This is a genomic window from Parabacteroides distasonis (assembly GCF_004793765.1).
Classification (GTDB): domain Bacteria; phylum Bacteroidota; class Bacteroidia; order Bacteroidales; family Tannerellaceae; genus Parabacteroides; species Parabacteroides distasonis_A.
Genome location: NZ_SRYM01000005.1, coordinates 105,756 through 125,661, shown reverse-complemented (window position 1 = coordinate 125,661; position 19,906 = coordinate 105,756). Strand labels below are relative to the sequence as shown.

Below are 19,906 nucleotides of genomic sequence, written 5' to 3'. Positions count from 1 at the left end.
CGGCCTGTTGCCGTTTAAACGCCGTTTTAATGCCATTTATACGCCCCTTGTTCTTATTCAGAATCTCTATATCCTCATCGGTCTGGTTGGTGTATGCGCCATGCGCATATCTCTTTTTAGGAACACTACCGATCAACCTATCTGTCTTTAGGTCAAATAGGTATATTTGATCAAAGTCCATGTATCTCACGTTCACCTTTTTATTATTCAGTGTCAGGTATTGTTCCTTGTTCAACTGGAACTCATATACGGCCTTCTCCCTCTCAATATTGATTTGACCTTGGCGAACGGTATAAGGGGTTGGCTGCACGAATAACTTCAAGCGGCCTATCTCATCAATCGGGATGCCATTGTTCTCTAACGTTTGATGTGTCTCAATCGGACTTTGTCCTGTCTTACCTACCTTTGTGTTATACTCTTCCACCAAATGTATGGCTATCAGCTTGATTTGCTCCTCCGTAAGAAAAGTTCCGGCCTTTGTATACTTATCTACCAGTTCTTGCGCTGTACGCCCATTCGTACGCCGGGTCTTGATCCCTTCACCGATATAACCGTACATAGGCTTGCAAAATCTTGTACCGAATGTTCCAAAACTTCGTTCTATCAATGATTTATATCGGGGGTTCTCACTGATTGTCCATCTGCTTCCCATCTTTTCGATCTTCCCCTTGAAATAATCAGATTCCTCTGTTTTGTTAAACGAATGGTTATCCGCAAGAATCTCCAATGGCAATGTGTTAGTTGTCTGGACAGCGTTCTCAAGCCCTTTGAGTATTGTCTTCGTATTCTCGCTGAAATCAATGTAATAACCAACAATACGCCCAGAGCAAGCGTCCATCACGGAGAATAGGGTGAGAGTCTTGTAGTTCTCCATATAAAAAGGCAATCTCCAACCATCGATCTGCCATTGGTCTCCCGGGTTTGTGGCCCGGATGATCCCGGCGTAGGGCAATTGGCTGATACCTTTATCAAGTCCATATCGCGTTGGATAAACGGTAGGTAACACTTTGTACATATAAGTCTTGACCCATGATAAAGAGGGTGATTTATAACCATGTTCTCGGCACAACTCACAAACCTTGTCATGTATGAATTGGGCTGAGTACGCCTTGCCGGACGAAAGAGCGTCTAGGACCCATTTTTTCAAAACCGGGCCATATTCCTCATCACGGCCTCCACGGTGATCTATCACATTGTTTTCGATACCGCTCTCCTTAATATTCTTGATTGCTTGACACATGCGCACATAAACGTATTTTTCCGGGTATATCTTAGAGAATGCCTCATGAAGCTCACGAAGCTTGGGACGTTTCCGTACAGAAATGAATTCATCATATATTTCCATCACAACTACCCACACGGCATGAAGCTTGGCGTATCTCAATGCTTTTTCATCATTGCCTACCATATCTTGATAATACTCCAAGTACTTGATAAATCCTTTTTCGTATGCGCTATACATCTTGTTGTAGTATCCTTCTGATATTGAGACAGTCTTTTGAATTTCTATGCTTGATAGAATTTCGTCTTTACTTGGTAGCTTGGATTTTGTGCTATCTGGGATATGATCATAGGGGACATAAATAGTGTCACCCATGCGCATTTTAGCAAGTAGATTTCTTTTACTCCATTGCTTAATAGCTTCCTTGCCAATGCCTTTATCAATAAGCCATTGATAAGATACATAGACACTTTGATTATATACTCTTAATGAATTCATTGGCTATTAGCATTTTGCTCTCTTCTTCCTCTTTCAGATATTTACACTCAATTAAGATGGCATCTTCTATTCGTTTGTTTGAACCTCGACCATTGATGTAGTTGCAAACCGCAGCAGATGTAATACCCAGTTTACTAGCGATCTTTGTCAAGGTTCCATAAGGAAGCCTCTTTTTGATTTCTTTTCTAATTTCCACCGGTAATGCCATAAATTCACTATATTTGCTTTAATTTGTGTTTAATTCCGATGCAAATATAGTTAATACCGATATATAAAACAAGTTTTATGAAAGAAAATATAGTTAATTACGATACTGAGTTGAATAATAGGGTCAAGTATATAAGAAAAGAGAGAGGCTTAACACAAAAAGATTTTGCGGAGAGTTTAGGAATAAAACAAGCTACATTATCAGATATAGAAAGATGCAAGATAGGTGTTAGTACAAATCTCGTTAGTAAGATAATCAAAACCTATGATGTAAATCCAGAATGGCTTATGACAGGACAGAATGGAATAAAAACAGTTAATACCGATAATGACTCTTTCAAATATTCCATTCCCCCCAATTCTATTGAAGGAAAATCTTTGATTACAAATTTCGAATATATCGATATAGAGAATCAATTAAACAAGCTGATCAATGTTAATGCCGGATTGATGCAAGGATGCTTTATGGATATTTTGCATAAATTACTATCTCTAGCATTTGAAAATATTACAGACGAAGAAGAAATGGAAGTAGTAGGTAAAGAGAAAATGTTTGCAGAGCAGTTTAGCTCTTATATAAAAAAGCCGGACTACTATAAATTAGAAATAGAGGATAAGTTTAAAATTTTATGGGATCAGCATGATGTACAAAGCAAAATGCTACTCAAGGTTATTAAACTAATAGATATTTTAGAAAGAAAGTCATTAGAGGTAGAACAATAAAATAACGGTAGGTACATTTGCGTTCAATATTATGTACCTATTGGATGTACCGATTATGTACCTACCATTGAGTTTTTGCCCCTTTCAAACTTGAAAAACACAACCAAATTCAACTAAAAAGTAAAGTTTTCACTCTGAAAACAGGCAAAAATATGGGGTTCGTGTAAAGTAAAAGTAAATGAGTGTAAAGTAATTAGCATTTACAATAAACTAATCTTTTCCTTTTTACTTCCTTCAACATTCAGATATTCAACAGGTTTTCAAAAATATTCCAATCAACATCTATTTAGCTTATTCAAATACCCCCCACAGTTTATCAAAAATTTTGCGAATCAATTTGATGATACTGAGTTGTCAGATTTTCAACCGGATACTAAGTTTAGGGACTTGGAAGAATGGTCTTCCTTGACTGGTTTGGCGGTTATGAATATGGTGGAGAAAAAGTATGGCGTAAAACTTACGGTCTTGGATTTACGAAGCGCAGATACGATAGAGGAACTTTATAATGTCGTTACCAGTAAGTAATCCGTTTTCATTAGAAGGCAAACGAGTTTTGGTTACAGGTGCTTCCTCAGGGATAGGTCGGGCGATAGCTGTCGCTTGTTCAAGAATGGGATCGAAAGTAATCATTACGGCTCGTAATGAGAAGCGACTGGATGAGACAATGTCTTTATTGTTTGGAGAGGGTCATCAGCTTGTTGTTGCGGATCTTACAGAAGAGATTCAGCGAGAATTTTTGGTGGAACAATTGCCAAAATTGGATGGAATCGTACAAAATGCCGGTGTTGGAAGTCGTGTTCCATGTAAAAGTATAGAGGAAAAGGATATAAGTGAGATCTTTAATCCGAATCTGGTAGCTCCAATTCTATTACAAAAGTCATTGATAGGGGAAAAGAAAATTAATAAAGGAGCTTCCATCGTTTTTATCGCTTCTATGGCAGCCAAGTATCCAAGTGTAGGAAACGCTATTTATAGTGCCTCTAAAGGAGCTGTCATTTCTTATGCGAAAGTATTGGCTTTGGAGCTAGCCTCTCGTTTGATCCGTGTGAATTGTATCTGTCCGGCAATGGTGTGGACGGATTTGATTACAAAAAATGGCATTGACAAGGAAGTACTGGAGGAAGCTCAATTGAAATATCCGCTTAAACGATATGGGACACCGGAAGATATTGCCAATCTGAGTGTATTTCTGTTATCGGAAGCTAGTAGTTGGATGACAGGATCTTGTGTGGAAATAAATGGGGGAGGCGAAGGAACTCTGATTTAAATGTTGATTTTATGAAAGCTTATATAAACGCAATATCTTATTATTTGCCGGAGAAAGTGCTTACAAACGAGGAGTTGGTGATAGAATTCCCGGAATGGTCTGTTGAGAAAGTGGCGAATAAAGTGGGAATCGCTCAGCGTCATATCTCGGCTGAAGAAGAGACTGCGGGAGATATGGCAGTTAAAGCAGCGGAGAAACTTTTCGAGGAATACAGTATAGATAAAAAGATTGTTGATTTTGTTGTGCTCTGTACCCAAAGTTCAGATTATTTTCTGCCAAGTACAGCTTGCGTAATCCAAAATAGATTGGGGTTATCTACGTCGTGTGGCGCTTTTGATATTAATCTAGGGTGTTCGGGATATGAGTATGGGCTTGCGATCGCAAAAGGATTTGTTATGTCCGGTATAGCTAAAAATATCTTGTTATTGACTGCTGAGACATATACCAAATATATTCATCCAAAGGATAAAGGAAACCGTACGATATTTGGGGATGGGGCTACGGCTACTCTTGTCTCTACGGAGGGTTTAGCGGAAATCGGGGAGTTTTCGCTGGGTACGAATGGACAAGGTGCGGAAAGCTTGATCGTTAAGACTGGGGCTTCCAGATGTTTTGAGAAGTTGAACGATTTAACTTTTGATGAGAATCATACCCCGCATTCTAGCGATCACTTGTTTATGGATGGAAAGGCGATTTTTGATTTCACCTCGGATGCGGTACCTGTAATGGTAGAGGATACGCTGGCCAAAAATTCATTATCGCTGGAAAACGTGGATCTGGTGGTATTCCATCAGGCAAATAAATATATGATTAATTACTTGAGAAAGTTGTTGGATATCGATAAGGAGCGATTCTTTATTTTCTTAGAGAATGTAGGGAATACGGTATCTTCTACTATACCAATCGCATTGTATCAGGCTATTAAAGAGGATAAATTACATGGAAATGTCTTGATAGCCGGTTTTGGTGTAGGATTCTCTTGGGGGGCGACCCTCTTAAAATGTAAATAGACGAATGGAATTTATTGTAAAGAAGACGACAGAGTTGACTTCTATTGAAAAAGAGCAGATTTTATCATTGTTCAATGAGGTCTTTGAGAAGAGCCGAACCATCCAAGAGTTCAATAACCAATACTTGAATAATCCTTTAGGTTACTCGTTCCATTCTTTGATGTTGAAAGATGGGAGTGTGGTTGGGCATAATTCGGGAATTCCTTGTTACTATAAGGTTAATGGCGAAAGGCAATTATTTATTTGTAATGTGGATACCATGATCAAGAAACAATGCCGAGGAATCGATAATTTCTTTGATATGATGATTCATGCGACAAATCGATATAAAGAGGAAGATGCGACTATGCTTTATGGATTCCCGAATGATAATTCTTATCCCATATTGAAATCTCTGGGTTTAATGGAGGATATTGGTAAATTGGATACCTATTGTCTTCCATATCGGATTGGCGGTATCAAGAAATCTCTTTCGTTTTTGAATTTGTTCTCTATGTTGTTTTGCCGGTTTTGGGTAACATTTTCTAGTTATTTTGCAAGTAAACAAGTTAAAGGGTTTAGTGTAGAGAAAGAGGCTGAAAGTTACAATACGACTCGATATAAACGTAATGATGGGCATTATTCGATTGTCAAGATGGACTCTTTCCAATTTATGTATAAAATAATTACATATGAAGGGGTTCGAACTGCTTTTTTAGTGGATGTGGTTAATAAATCCGCAAGGAACTTTTGCAAGGCGGTGAAATATATTATTCAAAACGAGAATGTGAATTTTGATTTGATTCTTTATGTGGGTCATCTTCCTTTTAGTAGTTATGGAATGATTAAGTTTCCCCGGAGATTTGAGCCGAAACATTTTAATTTCACTGGATTTTTATTGAATGAAAAGAATAAAGATCTGCTTTTTAATATTGAATCTTGGGATGTAAACTTGTCCAATTACGATTTAATCTAAGTTCCAATGAACATATTAACTTTCGACATCGAGGAGTGGTTTCATCTCCTCGATAACGACTCTACACGCTCTGAGGAGCAGTGGAAAGGTTTTGAAGTGCGTATCTATGAGAATATGGAGCGCATTTTCCGTATTTTGGAGGAGGCAGAAACGAAGGCTACTTTTTTCGTGATCGGTTGGATCGCCAAGACGTATCCGGATATCGTTCGGCAGATCGCTTCTAAATATCAGGTGGGAAGCCATACGATGAATCATCAGTTAGTGTGGCAGCAATCGAGGGAGGCGTTCAAAGAGGATGTCTCTTCTTCCATAAAATTGCTGGAAGATATAACGGGGCAGAAGGTAGAGGCTTTCCGTGCGCCGGGGTTCTCGATCCGTGAGAGCGAGGGGTGGGCTTTCGAGATATTGCATGAGCTGGGGATTCGTATGGATAGCTCGGTTTTTCCTGCGCATCATGCGCATGGGGGAATGCCGTCGTATACTTCTGCGATACCTAGCTGGGTGGAGTATAATGGGATAAGGATGAAGGAATTCCCGATCGTGTATCGTAAGATACTGGGTAAGCATATCGTTTTCTCAGGAGGAGGCTATTTCCGCTTGATCCCCTATTGCTTATTGAGGAAATGGACACGTGAATGTCTGGAATATTTGTTGGGTTACATTCATCCTCGTGATTTAGATGCAGAGCAACCGATGATTGAGGACTTAAATTATATCCGTCGTTTCAAATCGTATTATGGCTTGCATGGAGCGGAAGAGAAATTGAAACGATGGCTTATGGATTATGATTTTATGGATTTACGTTCCGCAGATGGTCTGATAGACTGGGAGACAGCTCCTATTGTTAAGTTACATTGATCATCATTCATTTCAAATTATACGATTTGTATAATTCAAAACGAATAATTATCTTTGTGTCTATACAGAACAAATGATCTATGATGAACAATCCCTTTATTATTACGGGTAGTATCCCGGAGAAATATTTTTGTGATAGGCGTGAGGAAAGCAAGAAGATTATCCGTACCTTATCTAATGGTGGAAACCTGTGTTTGATTTCTCCACGCCGTATGGGGAAATCAAAGTTGATTCGATTCTGTTATGACAAGCCTGAGTGTGCTGATAGTTATTATACGTTCTATATTGACATTTTGCACACGTCTAGCATGAGAGAATTCGCTTACGTGTTTGGCTTGAAGGTCTTTGAGACGTTGCAAGGTAAGAGTCGTAAAATGTTTACGGCTTTTGTGCAAGGACTGAGGTCTGTCAATGCCAAGTTTGGCTTTGACCCTCTTAATGGTACTCCTACTTTTAGTCTGGAACTAGGTGATATCAGCCGCCCGGAGTTTACGTTGACTGAAATATTCGACTGCTTGGAAAAGGCGGATAAACCTTGTATCGTGGCCTTTGATGAATTTCAGCAGATTTCCAAATACCCTGAAAAAAATATTGAAGCTTTATTGCGCTCCCATATTCAGCATTTATCTAATGTGCATTTTATCTTTTCAGGCAGTGAGCGTCATTTGGTAACGGAGATGTTCCTCTCTTCCGCTCGTCCATTCTATAACAGTACATCGATTTTGGAATTGTATCCTATCGTCGCTGAAGAATACATACCTTTTGTCTGTCATTGGTTTGATGTGTATGAACGTACTATTCGTGAGGAAGATGTATTGGTTATATATCGTTTGTTTGAGGGGAATACATATTATATGCAGAAAACTTTTCATGAAGCTTTTATAAATACCCCTATAGGCAGTAGTTGTACGTTGGATATATTACGTCAGACAGTTGATGGAGTTTTGGAAGAGGCAGGCGATGGATATCGCCAACTATTGTCCAGAATACCCGAACGTCAGAAAGAATTGCTGTATGCCATAGCCTCAGCAGGTAAGGCGGAGAAGATTATGAGTGCCGGTTTCATTCGTAAATATTCATTGGTCTCCAGCAGTGCAGTCCAAGCGGCTGTCCGTAAACTGATGGAATTGGACTTGCTGACTGGAGAGGATACTGTTTATTTTATCCCGGATATTCTGTTTCGTATGTATCTTCAGCGATTGAAAAACTCGAATATTATCTTCGTCCCGTCATAACTGTTCGTATCCACTTTCCCATAAAAGAAAGAGACCAACCCCGAAGGATTGGCCTCTTTTTTTATCGCTTTAATAGAAATTCAAATTAAAGTGCACCTACTTCTTTCAAAGCCTCGTTTGTCTTGTGAACAGCGGCAGCGCTCTTAGCGAACAACTCTTTCTCCTCTGCGTTCAATTCCAACTCAACGATCTTCTCGATACCGTTCTTGCCAAGGATAACAGGAACACCGATGCAAAGATCAGATTCGCCGTACTCACCTTCCAAGTAAACAGAACAAGGAACCATCTTACCTTGGTTGTGGATGATAGACTCAACTACATAAGCTCCAGCTGCACCCGGTGCATACCAAGCTGAAGTTCCTAATAATTTAGTCAATGTAGCACCACCAACCATTGTGGAAGCAACAACCTCTTGCAATTTCTCTGAGCTTAACAATTTGCTAACAGGGATACCTTTGTAAGTAGCCAAGCGGGCCAACGGAATCATTGTTGTGTCACCGTGACCACCGATTACCATACCCTCAACCTCATTGGCGTTGCAGCCTAGAGCCTGAGACAAGAAATATTTGAAACGAGAGCTATCCAAAGCACCACCCATACCGATGATACGGTTCTTCGGCAAGCCTAAAGACTTCAATGACAAATAAGTCATCGTATCCATCGGGTTAGAGATAACTACCAAGATTGCGTTCGGAGAGTATTTCAAGATGTTTTGAGCTACGCTCTTAACGATACCAGCGTTAACACCGATCAGTTCTTCGCGAGTCATACCCGGTTTACGAGGAATACCAGAAGTGATAACTACAACGTCTGAGTTAGCTGTCTTCTCATAGTCGTTTGTGCAACCTACAACCTTAGTATCGAAACCTAGCAATTGAGCGGTCTGCATCATATCCATCGCTTTACCTTCGGATACGCCTTCCTTTACGTCTAGCATTACAACTTCGTCTGCCACTTCATTGAAGGCAAGAACATTTGCGCAAGTAGCACCTACATTACCGGCACCAACAACTGTTACTTTTGACATAATAAATAAGTTTTAGTATGTTATTACTTAATGATACGCTATGTTTTTTAACGGTGGCAAAGGTACAATCTATTACGGAATAAAGAAATATTTCCGTATATATTTTTGCCATACGTTAATATAAATGCTTTCTTTATTCTACATACAATACCAATCCTTTTAGATATTCCCCTTCCGGATGGTAGATATTCACCGGATGGTCTGCGGGTTGGGTTAATTGATGCAAGATTCGGACACTACGGCCGGATTGGGCGGCAGCGCTAAATACGGCTAAACGGAAATTCTCTTTACTAACGACTTGAGAGCAAGAGAAGGTAAATAAGATTCCTCCCGGCTTGATCTTCTCGAAAGCGATTGCGTTTAATTTGCGATACCCTTGTAAGGCGTTACGTAATACATTCTTATGCTTAGCGAATGCAGGAGGATCCAGTATGATCAGATCATAATTGCTTCCCATCTTTTCCAAATACTTGAAAGCGTCTTCCGCATATGCCTCATGACGGGGATCTCCTGGGAAATTCAACTCGACATTCTTTTTCGTCAAGGAGATCGCTTTTGCCGAACTATCTACGGAATGAACCACCTTTGCGCCTCCTCTCATCGCATAGAAAGAGAAACCGCCCGTATAACAAAACATATTCAATACGGAGCGATCCTTTGCGTAATGCTCCAACAAAGAGCGATTCTCCCGTTGATCCACGAAGAAACCTGTCTTTTGGCCTTTCTGCCAGTCTACACAGAATTTCAGCCCGTTTTCTATAGCGATATCTTCCACTTCGCCTCCGAATAAGTAACCATCTTCGCTACCTAAATTTGCTTTATAAGGCAAAGTCGCTTCCGATTTATAGTAGATGTTTTGTAAAGTATCGCCCAATACCGCTTTCAAAGCCTCTGCGATCTGATGACGGGCATAATGCATTCCTACCGAATGTGCTTGCATAACGGCCGTATGCGCATACATATCGATCACCAATCCCGGTAAGTTATCGCCTTCGCCGTGAATCAGGCGGAACGTATTATTATTTTCTACCCCAGCCAGCCGCAAGGCCTTTCTGAGTTCGTAAGCGATACGGATACGTTCAACCCAAAAAGCATCGTCGATGGCGATTGGGGTGAAAGATAACACACGTACGGCGATACTGCCGATTTGATAATGGCCGATCGCCAAAAAACGCTGGTTCGCTCCATATACCTCTACCAAGTCACCCTCTTCCGGCTCGCCTTCAATAGATTGGATCGCTCCGGAAAATACCCATGGATGGAAACGCAATAGCGATTCTTCTTTCTTAGGCTTGAGAAAAACTTTACAATACTCCATTTATGTTTGATTCAATAAATTATATATTCTTAGGCAGGCCCAAGCGTCGAGGGCCGCGTATTTCTTTTGTGAGTCCGTCAATACATCTGCCTCCCAATTCGTGAGGCGTTGTCCTTTTGATATCTTTTTTTGGAAAAGTATCGCATATATCTTTTGCAGGCTGGCGTCCTCGATGCCGAACTGGCCTACGTAATTCTGTAAATCAAGGAAATTAGCGGGTTCTATATCCGAACGCTTCCGTATCGCCCCGAAATCATCCCGCAAAGATAACCCGATCTTTAAGGTCGAACTGCTTTTCAGGAATTTCTCCAGAGATTCCGGTATACCGATATGATTCAAGCGGAACAGGAAACAAGTATCATCCGTTGATATCTGCATCAACGAGATTTTATAATGTTGTCCTTTCTTAAAGCTGGGACGGGTTTCCGTGTCAAAACCAACGATCGGAAAACGCAACAAGTACTCTACGGCCTTGTCCGCCTCCTCTTTACTAAGGATCGTAATGATACGCCCCTTGAATTCCTCTACGGTAAGTTTCGCTATTTCCTCTTTAGTAATTGTATGTATAAATTGTTGTATCATTCTTCCTCTTCATTCTTTTCCAAATCCTCATCACCACTGTAACGCACAGCGTGCAACGCTTTCAAGGCATTCAATAATTGCTGTCCCCAGTATTCTTGGAAGTTCGTGCGGCACAAAGCGATAGCCTCTTGCATAACTTCCTCGTTTCCTTGACGGAATAAAGATACGAAATTTCCCGTATCTTGATAGACATCAGCCAAGTTCTCGGAAATGAACGCTGCGATAGGAGTATCGCTATACCGCATATCCGCATGAAATGTTTCCAGATAGGAATCGCGTTCGCCAAGCAAACCGGCTATCCGTGAACGAACCGACTCATACATGTCTTCTGAAACGGAAAGCTCAAGTTCGGTTTCCTCTTCAGATTCCACTCCGGGCAACAGGCTGGCCTTTAAGTATAAAAGAGGCAAGAGTTTTGTCGCCTTGTTTACGAAGTCGAAAAGCCCTGTATTTCCGGCGGCCTCTACAAAGGTGCAATATTCCAGTGCTACCGTAACAAACTCTAACGTGTTACGCTCGTATATCGGATTTTCTTCTTTTTCCATGTGCCTGCTCGTCTAATCATTCTTAATAACAATTTGCAAAAATACAATAAAAATCCGTTTTTTTCGTGATAAGGCCCCGAATATTCTTTTTAGTCGGGTGTTGCTCTCCTATATATTTCCTGTTTTATTATTTTTGTGCAATTAATAGAAGGAATGTTAATGATAGACTAATGTTGGATATACTAATAGGATAAAAAAACTGATCGAGTTATGAGTTCATGCGGAAAGAATGAGAACCCTCAAGAGATGAATCGCCGTAAATTCTTGAAGGTATTTGGGGGTGGGGCTGTCGCCTCTTCGGCGGCGCTTTACGGTTGCGCTCCCAAGAATGAGCCGGGTGCGGCAGTGGTGTTAGGTGAGGTTCCTACCGATAAAATGACCTATCGCCAACATCCTACGAATGGCGATAAGGTTTCTATTTTAGGATATGGTTGTATGCGTTGGCCCTTGAAACAAGGATCGGACGGTAAAGACCAAATTGATCAAGAAGCCGTGAATCGTTTAGTGGATTATGCGATAGAGCATGGGGTGAATTACTTTGATACTTCTCCGGTTTATGTACAAGGTATGTCCGAGAAAGCGACCGGTATAGCACTGGCCCGTCATCCGAGGAACTCTTATTATTTGGCTACTAAATTGTCAAACTTCCAGAACTATACGAGAGAAAACTCGTTGGCGATGTATCGGCAGTCTTTCCGTGATTTGCAAACCGATTATCTGGATTACTATTTGCTTCACTCTATTGGTGGGGGTAATGGTATCGAGCTTTTCAATGACCGCTATATAAATAATGGAATGCTTGATTTCTTGGTGAAAGAACGGGAAGCGGGACGTATCCGTAACCTTGGTTGGTCTTTTCATGGGGATGTAAAAGTGTTTGATTATGTGTTGGATATGGGCATAAAATGGGATTTCGTTCAGATACAGCTGAATTATCTGGACTGGAAACATGCCTCGGGGCGTAACGTAAACGCAGACTATCTGTATGGCGAATTAGAGAAGCGGGGTATTCCGGCGGTTATCATGGAACCGCTATTAGGAGGTCGCTTATCGAATGTTCCGGATCATATCGTAGGTCGTTTGAAACAGCAACGGCCTGAGAACAGCGTGGCTTCATGGGCTTTCCGTTTCGCCGGCTCTCCGGATGGGGTCTTGACGGTGTTAAGCGGCATGACTTATATGGAGCATTTGCAAGATAATATCCGTACCTATTCCCCGCTTATCCCGGTAACGGACGAGGAGAAAGACTTTTTGGAAGAGACGGCTCAACTTATGATGAAATATCCGACAATACCTTGCAATGATTGCAAATATTGTATGCCTTGTCCATATGCGTTAGATATTCCGGGCATTCTCTTACATTATAATAAATGTGTGAACGAAGGAAATGTTCCGAAAAGCGCTCAAGACGAGAATTATGCGAAAGCTCGTCGTGCTTTCTTAGTCGGTTATGACCGGAGTGTCCCGAAGTTGCGTCAAGCGAACCATTGTACGGGGTGTGAGCAATGCAATCCTCATTGTCCGCAGGGTATCGATATCCCTAAAGAGATGCAGCGTATAGATAAATTCGTGGAAGAGTTGAAAGTGAATGGTTAACCTTTAAACAAACGGAAAATTATGTTACGAAAAATAAGAATAATCGCCGCTGCCTTTTGCTTTGTGCTGATAACCCTGTTATTTCTTGATTTCACGGGTACGATTCACGCTTGGTTCGGATGGTTGGCAAAGATACAGTTTTGGCCTGCGTTGTTGGCTTTGAATGTCGGTGTTGTGGCAGGGTTGGTAATCTTGACTCTTTTATTGGGGCGTGTGTATTGCTCCGTTATCTGCCCTTTAGGGGTATTGCAAGACATCATTTCGTGGTTTGCTAGTAAACGCAAGAAATACCGCTTTTCCTATTCTCCTGCGTTGAAGTGGGTACGTTATGGTACCTTGGTTGTTTTTATAGTGGCTTGTATCGCTGGTATCGGTTCCTTGGTAGCGTTGATTTCGCCTTATAGCGCTTATGGGCGTATCGCTTCTAATCTATTTGCGCCAATCTATCAAGAGGGCAACAATTTGTTGGCCTATTTCGCGGAACGTATGGATAGTTACGCATTCTATTCGGTGCACGTATGGGTGCGTAGTCTGGCTACGATGGGAATCGCTATTCTGAGCTTTGTCTTATTGGCGATTTTAGCTTGGAGAAATGGACGTACGTATTGTAATACGATCTGTCCGGTAGGTACGGTTCTCGGTTTTTTGTCGAGGTATGCTTTACTTAAACCTCGCATTGATACTGATAAATGTAATGGTTGCGGATTATGCGCACGTAAATGCAAGGCTTCTTGTATCGATTCTAAGAATCATGCGATCGATTATAGCCGTTGCGTGACTTGTATGGACTGCTTGGATAATTGCCGTCAAGGTGCGATTTCGTATACGAGGGCACGCAAGGCTGGTAAAACCACGTCGGTAAAAGAATCCTCAACGAAGGACACTGCGGATGTTTCCCGCCGTCGAGCCTTGTCAGCTACGGCATTGGTAGCCATGTCTTCCGTTTTGCATGCCCAGCAGAAAAAACTGGAGGATTATGTGGAGATGAAGAAAGACGGAGGTTTTGCTCCGATTAAAGAGCGTAAAGAACCGGATCGTTTAGCTTCATTGGTGCCACCCGGAGCTTTGAGTATCGGGAACCTGGCCCAACATTGCACGGGGTGCCAGCTTTGTGTTTCTGTCTGCGAGAATCATGTCCTGCGTCCGTCTACGGATCTGATGAAACTGATGCAGCCGGAGATGGCCTTCGATAGAGGTTATTGCCGTCCGGAATGTACGAAATGCTCGGAGGTCTGTCCGACAGGGGCGATCAAGTTGATTACGAAAGAAGATAAGTCCGCTATACAGATCGGTCATGCCGTATGGGTAAAAGATCTTTGTATTGTCAATACGGACGGTATGAGTTGTGGTAATTGTGAACGCCATTGCCCGACAAAATCGATCCAGATGGTGGCGAAAGATCCGGCAGATCCGAAATCGCTGAAGATCCCGGTGATCAATACGGAAACTTGTATTGGTTGTGGTGCTTGCGAGCATCTTTGTCCGTCTCGTCCTTATAGCGCGATCTATGTGGAAGGGCATGAGATGCACAGGACTATTTGATATCTTTACGGTACCGCACAAGTGTCGCGGTGTTACTGCAGCCCGGGTTGCAGTAACACTGCATAGGCGTTGCGGTGGCACTGCATCCGCTTTGCAGTACTACCGCAACCCGCATTGCGGTAAACAATCATTGAGATATGTGTCTCTGAAAAATATATGTCTTTTGCATATAAGCTTCGTCAGACTCGATTTTTCTATGTACATTTGCGTGTTATAAAAGAATTATTGAGAAACTGTTTATGGCAAAGAAGACAACAACAACGAAGCAAAATTATACAGAACCGAGCTGGTTCGCAGCCTTGAAGACTTTTTTTACAAATGAACGGACCCGTTTCATTACAGGTTTGATTATCTCTATACTAACCATTTACGTAGGGCTTGCCTTGATTTCGTTTTTCTTTACAGGAGCCGCCGATCAAAGCAAAATAGAGAATGTTCCTTTAGGGGATTTGTTGACCAATCGAGGATCGGTAGAGAATTGGACGGGCGTACGCGGGGCGTATTTGTCTGATATGTTGATGAATCGTTGGTTCGGTATCTCTTCTTTTATGATCCTCTTTTTTTTGGGATCAGTTGGAGCGAAACTCATGAACTTAAATAAAGTATCCTTATTGAGACGTTTCTTGTTCAGTGCTTCGGCGTTGATTTGGGGATCTGTGTTTTTTGCTTTCATATTTATCAAGGGATATGAGGATACGTTTATTTATCTAGGCGGTCAACACGGATATTACATCTCGGAGATGTTTATTACCAATATCGGAATCCCCGGAACGATCTTGCTTTTATTAGGCTCATTCTTAATCATCGCTATTTTTACCAGTAAGAAGACAATTCCGTTCTTGCAGCGTATGTTCTCTTTAGGTTGGGTGAAAAATCGTTTGAAACGTGAAGGCAAAGAGGAGGAGGTAGAAGTAGGTCAGACGGAAAAAGAGAGTATCGTAATACCTCGCTCTAAGCCTGTCGTAGAGCAACCGGATGAACAACCGGAAATGGATGATTACGAAGAGTTTGACACGGAGGCTGAATTGTTGAAGGCCGAAGAGAAAGAAAATCGTAAAACAGTATCGGAATATGAGGTGGAAGAGGTCGCTGATGATGATGGTTTAGTCGTTACGATCGCAAAAGGTGACGATGATCCGATAAATGAAAAGACGGAGGAGATAAATACGCAAGAATCAGAGGATGGGGAGGATGCCGGATTCACGGTGGAAGTTGCCGCCGGTAATGATGAGACCTATGATGCCTCGGCCTTGGGTACGTATGATCCCCGTTTGGATCTTTCCCGTTATGTCTTTCCTACCTTGGACTTACTGAAAGCGTATGATAGTGGGAACATGGAGATTAATCGGGACGAATTGGCGGAAAACCAACGCCTGATCAAGCAAGCCTTGGAAGATTTCAATATAAAGATCGCCTCGATCAAGGCGACAGTGGGACCTACGGTTACGCTTTATGAGATTGTACCCGAGGCGGGTGTCCGTATTTCTAAGATCAAGAACTTGGAGGATGATATCGCCTTGAGTTTATCCGCTTTGCAGATTCGTATTATCGCTCCGATGCCCGGAAAGGGAACGATCGGTATCGAGGTGCCGAATAAGAACCCTCAGACGGTATCGATGCAATCTGTTATCGCTTCACGCCGATTCGTTGAGGGTAAGTATGAGTTGCCCGTGGCGATGGGTAAGACGATTACGAACGAGGTGTTCATGTTCGATCTTTGCAAGACACCGCACTTATTGGTAGCCGGTGCTACGGGACAAGGTAAGTCTGTCGGCCTGAATGCGATCATCACTTCCTTATTATATAAGAAGCATCCATCGGAGTTGAAATTCGTTATGGTGGACCCGAAGATGGTTGAGTTTAGTATCTATTCCAAGATAGAACGTCATTATCTGGCGAAACTTCCGAATGCGGAGAAACCGATCGTTACGGAGCCGGCCGACGCTGTCGCTACGTTGAACTCCTTGGTGATCGAGATGGAAGACCGGTACCGTTTATTGGTGAACGCGAATGTTCGTAATATAAAGGAATACAACGGGAAGTTTATCGAACGTCGCTTGAACCCGCAGAAAGGGCATCGTTTCTTGCCGTATATCGTGGCGATCGTGGATGAGTTTGCGGACTTGATCGCGGTCGCCGGACGTGAGATCGAGTTGCCTATCTCTCGTATCGCAGCGAAGGCCCGTGCGGTAGGTATCCATATGATCTTGGCTACGCAACGTCCGGATACGAAGGTAATTACGGGTACGATTAAGAGTAACTTCCCGAGTCGTATCGCCTTTAAGGTAGCTTCTATGATCGATTCACGTACGATTCTGGATGCTCCGGGCGCTAACCGTTTGATCGGACGGGGCGATATGTTGATTGTCGTAGCGGGACAAGAGCCGGTTCGTGTGCAATGCGCTTTTGTAGATACGCCCGAGGTGGAGGATATCGTGGATTATATAGGTGAGCAGGCTGGCTTCCAAACCGCTTATCTGCTTCCGGACTATGTACCGGAAGGGGGAGAGGCATCGACTTCGGGAGCTGTCGATTTATCAGATCGAGACCCCTTATTTGATGAGGCGGCTCGCTTGATCGTGATTCAGCAACAAGGTTCTACTTCTTTGATCCAGCGTAAATTCGCTATCGGTTATAATCGGGCCGGACGTTTGATGGATCAATTGGAGGCTGCCGGTATTGTTGGCCCGTTTGAGGGAAGTAAGGCCCGTCAAGTATTGGTGCAAGATGAGTATTCGTTGGAGCAAGTATTAAATGCTTTGAAATAAATATGAGAAGAGAACATAAAATAAGAGTGTGGCGGTGTATCGCGTTTGTCGGATTACTCTTGTGTTTCCTGCTGGGACTAGGAGTGGGGGCGCATGCCCAGAATGCGAATGATATCTTGGGGAAGGCGGCCGCTGCTTATGAGAATTCAAATGGGATAAGTGCTTCTTTTACGATGTTTACCCGTTCTGCCGGTCAGAATGCGGGAGAGAGTTTTGAGGGAACCATCCAGATGAAAGGTGATAAGTTTACATTAGTTACGCCGGATGCGCTTACTTGGTTTAATGGTACGACGCAATGGACTTATGTGGAACGGAACGATGAGGTGAACGTGACGAATCCTACGGGAGAGGAGTTGCAATTTACGAATCCCGCTCTTTTATTAAATAGCTATAAGAAAGGATTCACCGCGGCTTATAGAGGCGAGAGTACGGCTCCGAACGGAAAAGCCGCTTACGATGTGGAATTGACACCGAAGAAAAAAGGGGATATCGTGAGAGTAGAGTTGCAAATCGAGAAATATTCAAATTTCCCGGCTCGTATCACGGTTGCTTCTAAGAATGGCGTTAGCAGTACGATCCAGATCAGCCAATTGAAAACAGGTATAAACCAGCCGGATCGTTTTTTTGTTTTTAACGAAGGAGATTATCCGGACGTAGAGGTGATAGACCTGCGGTAATTGAAAATTGAGAATTGAGAATTAAAAATTAATACTTTTTGTTATGAGCGATTCAGTGAATGAGAAAGTACGTTGCCTTATTATAGGCTCGGGTCCAGCAGGTTATACGGCAGCAATTTATGCTTCCCGTGCGAATTTATCTCCGGTGCTTTATGAAGGAATACAGCCGGGGGGACAATTAACGACAACTACGGAGGTGGAGAATTTCCCAGGATATCCAGACGGTATAACCGGTCCTGAGTTAATGGAAGATTTAAAAAAACAAGCCGTCCGTTTTGGCGCGGATATCCGTTTCGGTATCGCTACCGCCGCTGATTTGGGTGAGGCTCCTTATAAAATAACGATCGATGGCGAGAAAGTGATCGAGACGGAGACTTTGATTATCGCTACGGGTGCTTCCGCGAAGTATCTAGGGCTTCCGGATGAACATAAGTATGCGGGTATGGGTGTATCCGCTTGCGCTACTTGCGATGGTTTCTTTTATCGTAAAAAGACGGTAGCGGTAGTAGGTGGTGGAGATACGGCGTGTGAAGAAGCGATTTACTTGGCTGGCTTGGCAAAACAAGTTTACTTGATCGTGCGTAAACCCTATTTGCGTGCTTCAAAAGTAATGCAAGAACGTGTCTTCAAGACTCCGAATATCACGGTACTTTTCGAGCATAACACCTTAGGCCTATTTGGTGAGAATGGTGTGGAGGGTGCTCATTTGGTAAAACGTATGGGAGAGCCGGATGAGGAGAAAGTGGATATCGCCATCGATGGTTTCTTCTTGGCGATTGGTCATAAACCCAATTCGGACATCTTCAAGCCATGGGTAGATACGGATGAGGTTGGTTATATCGTGACGGTTCCGGGAACTCCCCGCACGAAAGTTCCGGGTGTATTTGCCGCCGGAGATGTAGCTGATCCTCATTATCGTCAAGCTATTACCGCTGCTGGAAGTGGTTGTAAGGCAGCTATTGAGGCCGAACGTTATTTATCAGAGATCGGAAAATAGTCCTCCTGAAATAATCCTCGGTTGTAGAGACGTAGCGTGCGTGCTGCGTTTCTACACCTAATTGAAATCTTGCTTTTTTGTATTAACAATTTATATACCATGAATCTAAAATCTACTCTTCTTTTACTGTTTTGTTTGATGGTAGCGGGAATGGTCGCAGCGAAAGACCATACGAAAGTGATCGCCCATCGGGGGTATTGGAAAACGGAGGGCTCTGCCCAGAACTCTATCCGCTCTTTGGAACGTGCTAGCGAGATTGGTGCCTATGGCTCGGAATTCGACGTGCATCTTACGGCGGACAATGTGTTGGTTGTATACCACGATAATGATATCCAAGGAAGACACATCCAATCTTGTACGTACGATGAATTGAAGGACCTGCAACTAAGTAACGGAGAGAAACTCCCTACTTTGGAACAATATCTTAAACGTGCGAAGAAATTGAAGAACATCCGGTTGATATTTGAATTGAAATCTCATGATACTCCGGAACGTAACCGAGAAGCCGCAAGATTGTCTGTGGAAATGGTAAAACGTATGAAATTAGCGAAACGTACGGATTACATATCTTTTAATATGGATGCTTGTAAAGAATTTATCCGTCTATGCCCGAAATCGGAGGTTTCTTATCTGAATGGAGAATTATCTCCGATGGAACTGAAAGAACTTGGTTTTGCAGGATTAGACTACCATTATAAAGTATTGCAATCTCATCCGGATTGGGTGAAGGAGTGCAAAGTACTTGGCATGACTTCGAATGTCTGGACTGTAGATGACCCTAAATTAATGGAAGAGATGATTGATATGGGAGTCGATTTTATTACGACTGATTTACCGGAAGAGACTCAAAAAATACTACATTTGCGGGCTCAATAAGGT

General features: G+C 42.5%; 19 protein-coding genes. 13 read left to right on the top strand and 6 right to left on the bottom strand.

From position 1 onward, the window contains the following. Both E5342_RS03120 and E5342_RS03115 read right to left on the bottom strand, forming a co-directional pair. The coding region (locus E5342_RS03120; RefSeq protein ID WP_135958808.1) for an integrase catalytic domain-containing protein at positions 1–1,720 on the bottom strand (1,720 nt) is incomplete at its 3' end. Then, the gene (locus E5342_RS03115; RefSeq protein WP_121773753.1) at positions 1,698–1,928 is read right to left on the bottom strand and encodes a hypothetical protein; all 231 of its coding nucleotides are present in this window, start codon (positions 1,926–1,928) and stop codon (positions 1,698–1,700) included. The genes E5342_RS03115 and E5342_RS03120, both read right to left, overlap by 23 nt. A gap of 77 nt (positions 1,929–2,005) precedes the next feature. Here E5342_RS03115 and E5342_RS03110 point away from each other — a divergent pair, with 77 nt between their 5' ends. The 7 genes from E5342_RS03110 to E5342_RS03080 all read left to right on the top strand — a co-directional run bounded on the left by E5342_RS03110 (position 2,006) and on the right by E5342_RS03080 (position 7,975). After that, entirely contained in the window at positions 2,006–2,650 is a 645-nt protein-coding gene (locus tag E5342_RS03110) for a helix-turn-helix domain-containing protein (RefSeq protein ID WP_121773754.1), read from the top strand. A 351-nt stretch (positions 2,651–3,001) separates the two neighbouring features. Beyond that, positions 3,002–3,175 carry an acyl carrier protein gene (locus tag E5342_RS03105; protein ID WP_349237375.1) on the top strand — a complete coding sequence of 58 codons (174 nt, stop codon included), beginning with the start codon at positions 3,002–3,004 and terminating at the stop codon, positions 3,173–3,175. Then, the gene (locus E5342_RS03100; protein ID WP_135958806.1) at positions 3,156–3,917 is read left to right on the top strand and encodes an SDR family NAD(P)-dependent oxidoreductase; all 762 of its coding nucleotides are present in this window, start codon (positions 3,156–3,158) and stop codon (positions 3,915–3,917) included. Before E5342_RS03105 ends, E5342_RS03100 begins: the two co-directional genes overlap by 20 nt. Before the next feature lie 11 nt (positions 3,918–3,928). Then, the gene (locus E5342_RS03095; RefSeq protein WP_135958805.1) at positions 3,929–4,927 is read left to right on the top strand and encodes a 3-oxoacyl-ACP synthase III family protein; all 999 of its coding nucleotides are present in this window, start codon (positions 3,929–3,931) and stop codon (positions 4,925–4,927) included. A 4-nt stretch (positions 4,928–4,931) separates the two neighbouring features. Continuing rightward, positions 4,932–5,882, top strand: coding sequence for a GNAT family N-acetyltransferase (locus E5342_RS03090; RefSeq protein ID WP_121736347.1), 951 nt, complete (start codon positions 4,932–4,934; stop codon positions 5,880–5,882). Between the two features lie 6 nt (positions 5,883–5,888). Further along, positions 5,889–6,740 carry a polysaccharide deacetylase family protein gene (locus tag E5342_RS03085; protein WP_121736346.1) on the top strand — a complete coding sequence of 284 codons (852 nt, stop codon included), beginning with the start codon at positions 5,889–5,891 and terminating at the stop codon, positions 6,738–6,740. Between the two features lie 83 nt (positions 6,741–6,823). Continuing rightward, positions 6,824–7,975, top strand: coding sequence for an AAA family ATPase (locus E5342_RS03080; RefSeq protein WP_121736381.1), 1,152 nt, complete (start codon positions 6,824–6,826; stop codon positions 7,973–7,975). 85 nt (positions 7,976–8,060) lie between these two features. Here E5342_RS03080 and mdh read toward each other — a convergent pair whose 3' ends face one another. The 4 genes from mdh to E5342_RS03060 form a co-directional block, all read right to left on the bottom strand. Next, positions 8,061–9,002 (bottom strand): malate dehydrogenase, encoded by a 942-nt coding sequence (gene mdh, locus E5342_RS03075; protein ID WP_121736345.1) that lies wholly within the window; start codon positions 9,000–9,002, stop codon positions 8,061–8,063. A gap of 133 nt (positions 9,003–9,135) precedes the next feature. Then, positions 9,136–10,320: a class I SAM-dependent rRNA methyltransferase gene (locus E5342_RS03070; protein ID WP_135958804.1), complete on the bottom strand. Its 1,185-nt coding sequence runs from the start codon at positions 10,318–10,320 to the stop codon at positions 9,136–9,138. Next, positions 10,321–10,902, bottom strand: coding sequence for a 3'-5' exonuclease (locus E5342_RS03065; protein ID WP_121736343.1), 582 nt, complete (start codon positions 10,900–10,902; stop codon positions 10,321–10,323). Then, positions 10,899–11,447: a DUF5063 domain-containing protein gene (locus E5342_RS03060; RefSeq protein WP_121736342.1), complete on the bottom strand. Its 549-nt coding sequence runs from the start codon at positions 11,445–11,447 to the stop codon at positions 10,899–10,901. Before E5342_RS03060 ends, E5342_RS03065 begins: the two co-directional genes overlap by 4 nt. Positions 11,448–11,657: 210 nt before the next feature. Between E5342_RS03060 and E5342_RS03055 the strand changes: the two genes are divergently transcribed. The 6 genes from E5342_RS03055 to E5342_RS03030 all read left to right on the top strand — a co-directional run bounded on the left by E5342_RS03055 (position 11,658) and on the right by E5342_RS03030 (position 19,903). Further along, entirely contained in the window at positions 11,658–13,043 is a 1,386-nt protein-coding gene (locus tag E5342_RS03055) for an aldo/keto reductase (RefSeq protein WP_121736341.1), read from the top strand. A 21-nt stretch (positions 13,044–13,064) separates the two neighbouring features. Next, entirely contained in the window at positions 13,065–14,585 is a 1,521-nt protein-coding gene (locus E5342_RS03050) for a 4Fe-4S binding protein (protein WP_135958803.1), read from the top strand. Between the two features lie 239 nt (positions 14,586–14,824). Further along, positions 14,825–17,353 carry an FtsK/SpoIIIE family DNA translocase gene (locus E5342_RS03045; protein ID WP_135958802.1) on the top strand — a complete coding sequence of 843 codons (2,529 nt, stop codon included), beginning with the start codon at positions 14,825–14,827 and terminating at the stop codon, positions 17,351–17,353. 2 nt (positions 17,354–17,355) lie between these two features. Further along, positions 17,356–18,030 carry a LolA family protein gene (locus tag E5342_RS03040; protein ID WP_121736338.1) on the top strand — a complete coding sequence of 225 codons (675 nt, stop codon included), beginning with the start codon at positions 17,356–17,358 and terminating at the stop codon, positions 18,028–18,030. 43 nt (positions 18,031–18,073) lie between these two features. After that, a complete protein-coding gene (trxB, locus tag E5342_RS03035; protein WP_008780878.1) occupies positions 18,074–19,027 on the top strand; it encodes a thioredoxin-disulfide reductase in 954 nt (317 codons plus the stop codon). Positions 19,028–19,126: 99 nt separating this feature from the next. Next, positions 19,127–19,903, top strand: coding sequence for a glycerophosphodiester phosphodiesterase (locus E5342_RS03030; protein ID WP_121736336.1), 777 nt, complete (start codon positions 19,127–19,129; stop codon positions 19,901–19,903). Positions 19,904–19,906 lie beyond the last annotated feature (3 nt).

What these genes read in the sequence shown, in the direction of transcription:
- E5342_RS03115 (WP_121773753.1), bottom strand. Translation starts at nt 1,928, where the DNA reads ATGGCATTACCGGTGGAAATTAGAAAAGAAATCAAAAAGAGGCTTCCT.
- E5342_RS03110 (WP_121773754.1), top strand. Translation starts at nt 2,006, where the DNA reads ATGAAAGAAAATATAGTTAATTACGATACTGAGTTGAATAATAGGGTC.
- E5342_RS03100 (WP_135958806.1), top strand. Translation starts at nt 3,156, where the DNA reads ATGTCGTTACCAGTAAGTAATCCGTTTTCATTAGAAGGCAAACGAGTT.
- E5342_RS03095 (WP_135958805.1), top strand. Translation starts at nt 3,929, where the DNA reads ATGAAAGCTTATATAAACGCAATATCTTATTATTTGCCGGAGAAAGTG.
- E5342_RS03090 (WP_121736347.1), top strand. Translation starts at nt 4,932, where the DNA reads ATGGAATTTATTGTAAAGAAGACGACAGAGTTGACTTCTATTGAAAAA.
- E5342_RS03085 (WP_121736346.1), top strand. Translation starts at nt 5,889, where the DNA reads ATGAACATATTAACTTTCGACATCGAGGAGTGGTTTCATCTCCTCGAT.
- E5342_RS03080 (WP_121736381.1), top strand. Translation starts at nt 6,824, where the DNA reads ATGAACAATCCCTTTATTATTACGGGTAGTATCCCGGAGAAATATTTT.
- mdh (WP_121736345.1), bottom strand. Translation starts at nt 9,002, where the DNA reads ATGTCAAAAGTAACAGTTGTTGGTGCCGGTAATGTAGGTGCTACTTGC.
- E5342_RS03070 (WP_135958804.1), bottom strand. Translation starts at nt 10,320, where the DNA reads ATGGAGTATTGTAAAGTTTTTCTCAAGCCTAAGAAAGAAGAATCGCTA.
- E5342_RS03065 (WP_121736343.1), bottom strand. Translation starts at nt 10,902, where the DNA reads ATGATACAACAATTTATACATACAATTACTAAAGAGGAAATAGCGAAA.
- E5342_RS03060 (WP_121736342.1), bottom strand. Translation starts at nt 11,447, where the DNA reads ATGGAAAAAGAAGAAAATCCGATATACGAGCGTAACACGTTAGAGTTT.
- E5342_RS03055 (WP_121736341.1), top strand. Translation starts at nt 11,658, where the DNA reads ATGAGTTCATGCGGAAAGAATGAGAACCCTCAAGAGATGAATCGCCGT.
- E5342_RS03050 (WP_135958803.1), top strand. Translation starts at nt 13,065, where the DNA reads ATGTTACGAAAAATAAGAATAATCGCCGCTGCCTTTTGCTTTGTGCTG.
- E5342_RS03045 (WP_135958802.1), top strand. Translation starts at nt 14,825, where the DNA reads ATGGCAAAGAAGACAACAACAACGAAGCAAAATTATACAGAACCGAGC.
- E5342_RS03040 (WP_121736338.1), top strand. Translation starts at nt 17,356, where the DNA reads ATGAGAAGAGAACATAAAATAAGAGTGTGGCGGTGTATCGCGTTTGTC.
- trxB (WP_008780878.1), top strand. Translation starts at nt 18,074, where the DNA reads ATGAGCGATTCAGTGAATGAGAAAGTACGTTGCCTTATTATAGGCTCG.
- E5342_RS03030 (WP_121736336.1), top strand. Translation starts at nt 19,127, where the DNA reads ATGAATCTAAAATCTACTCTTCTTTTACTGTTTTGTTTGATGGTAGCG.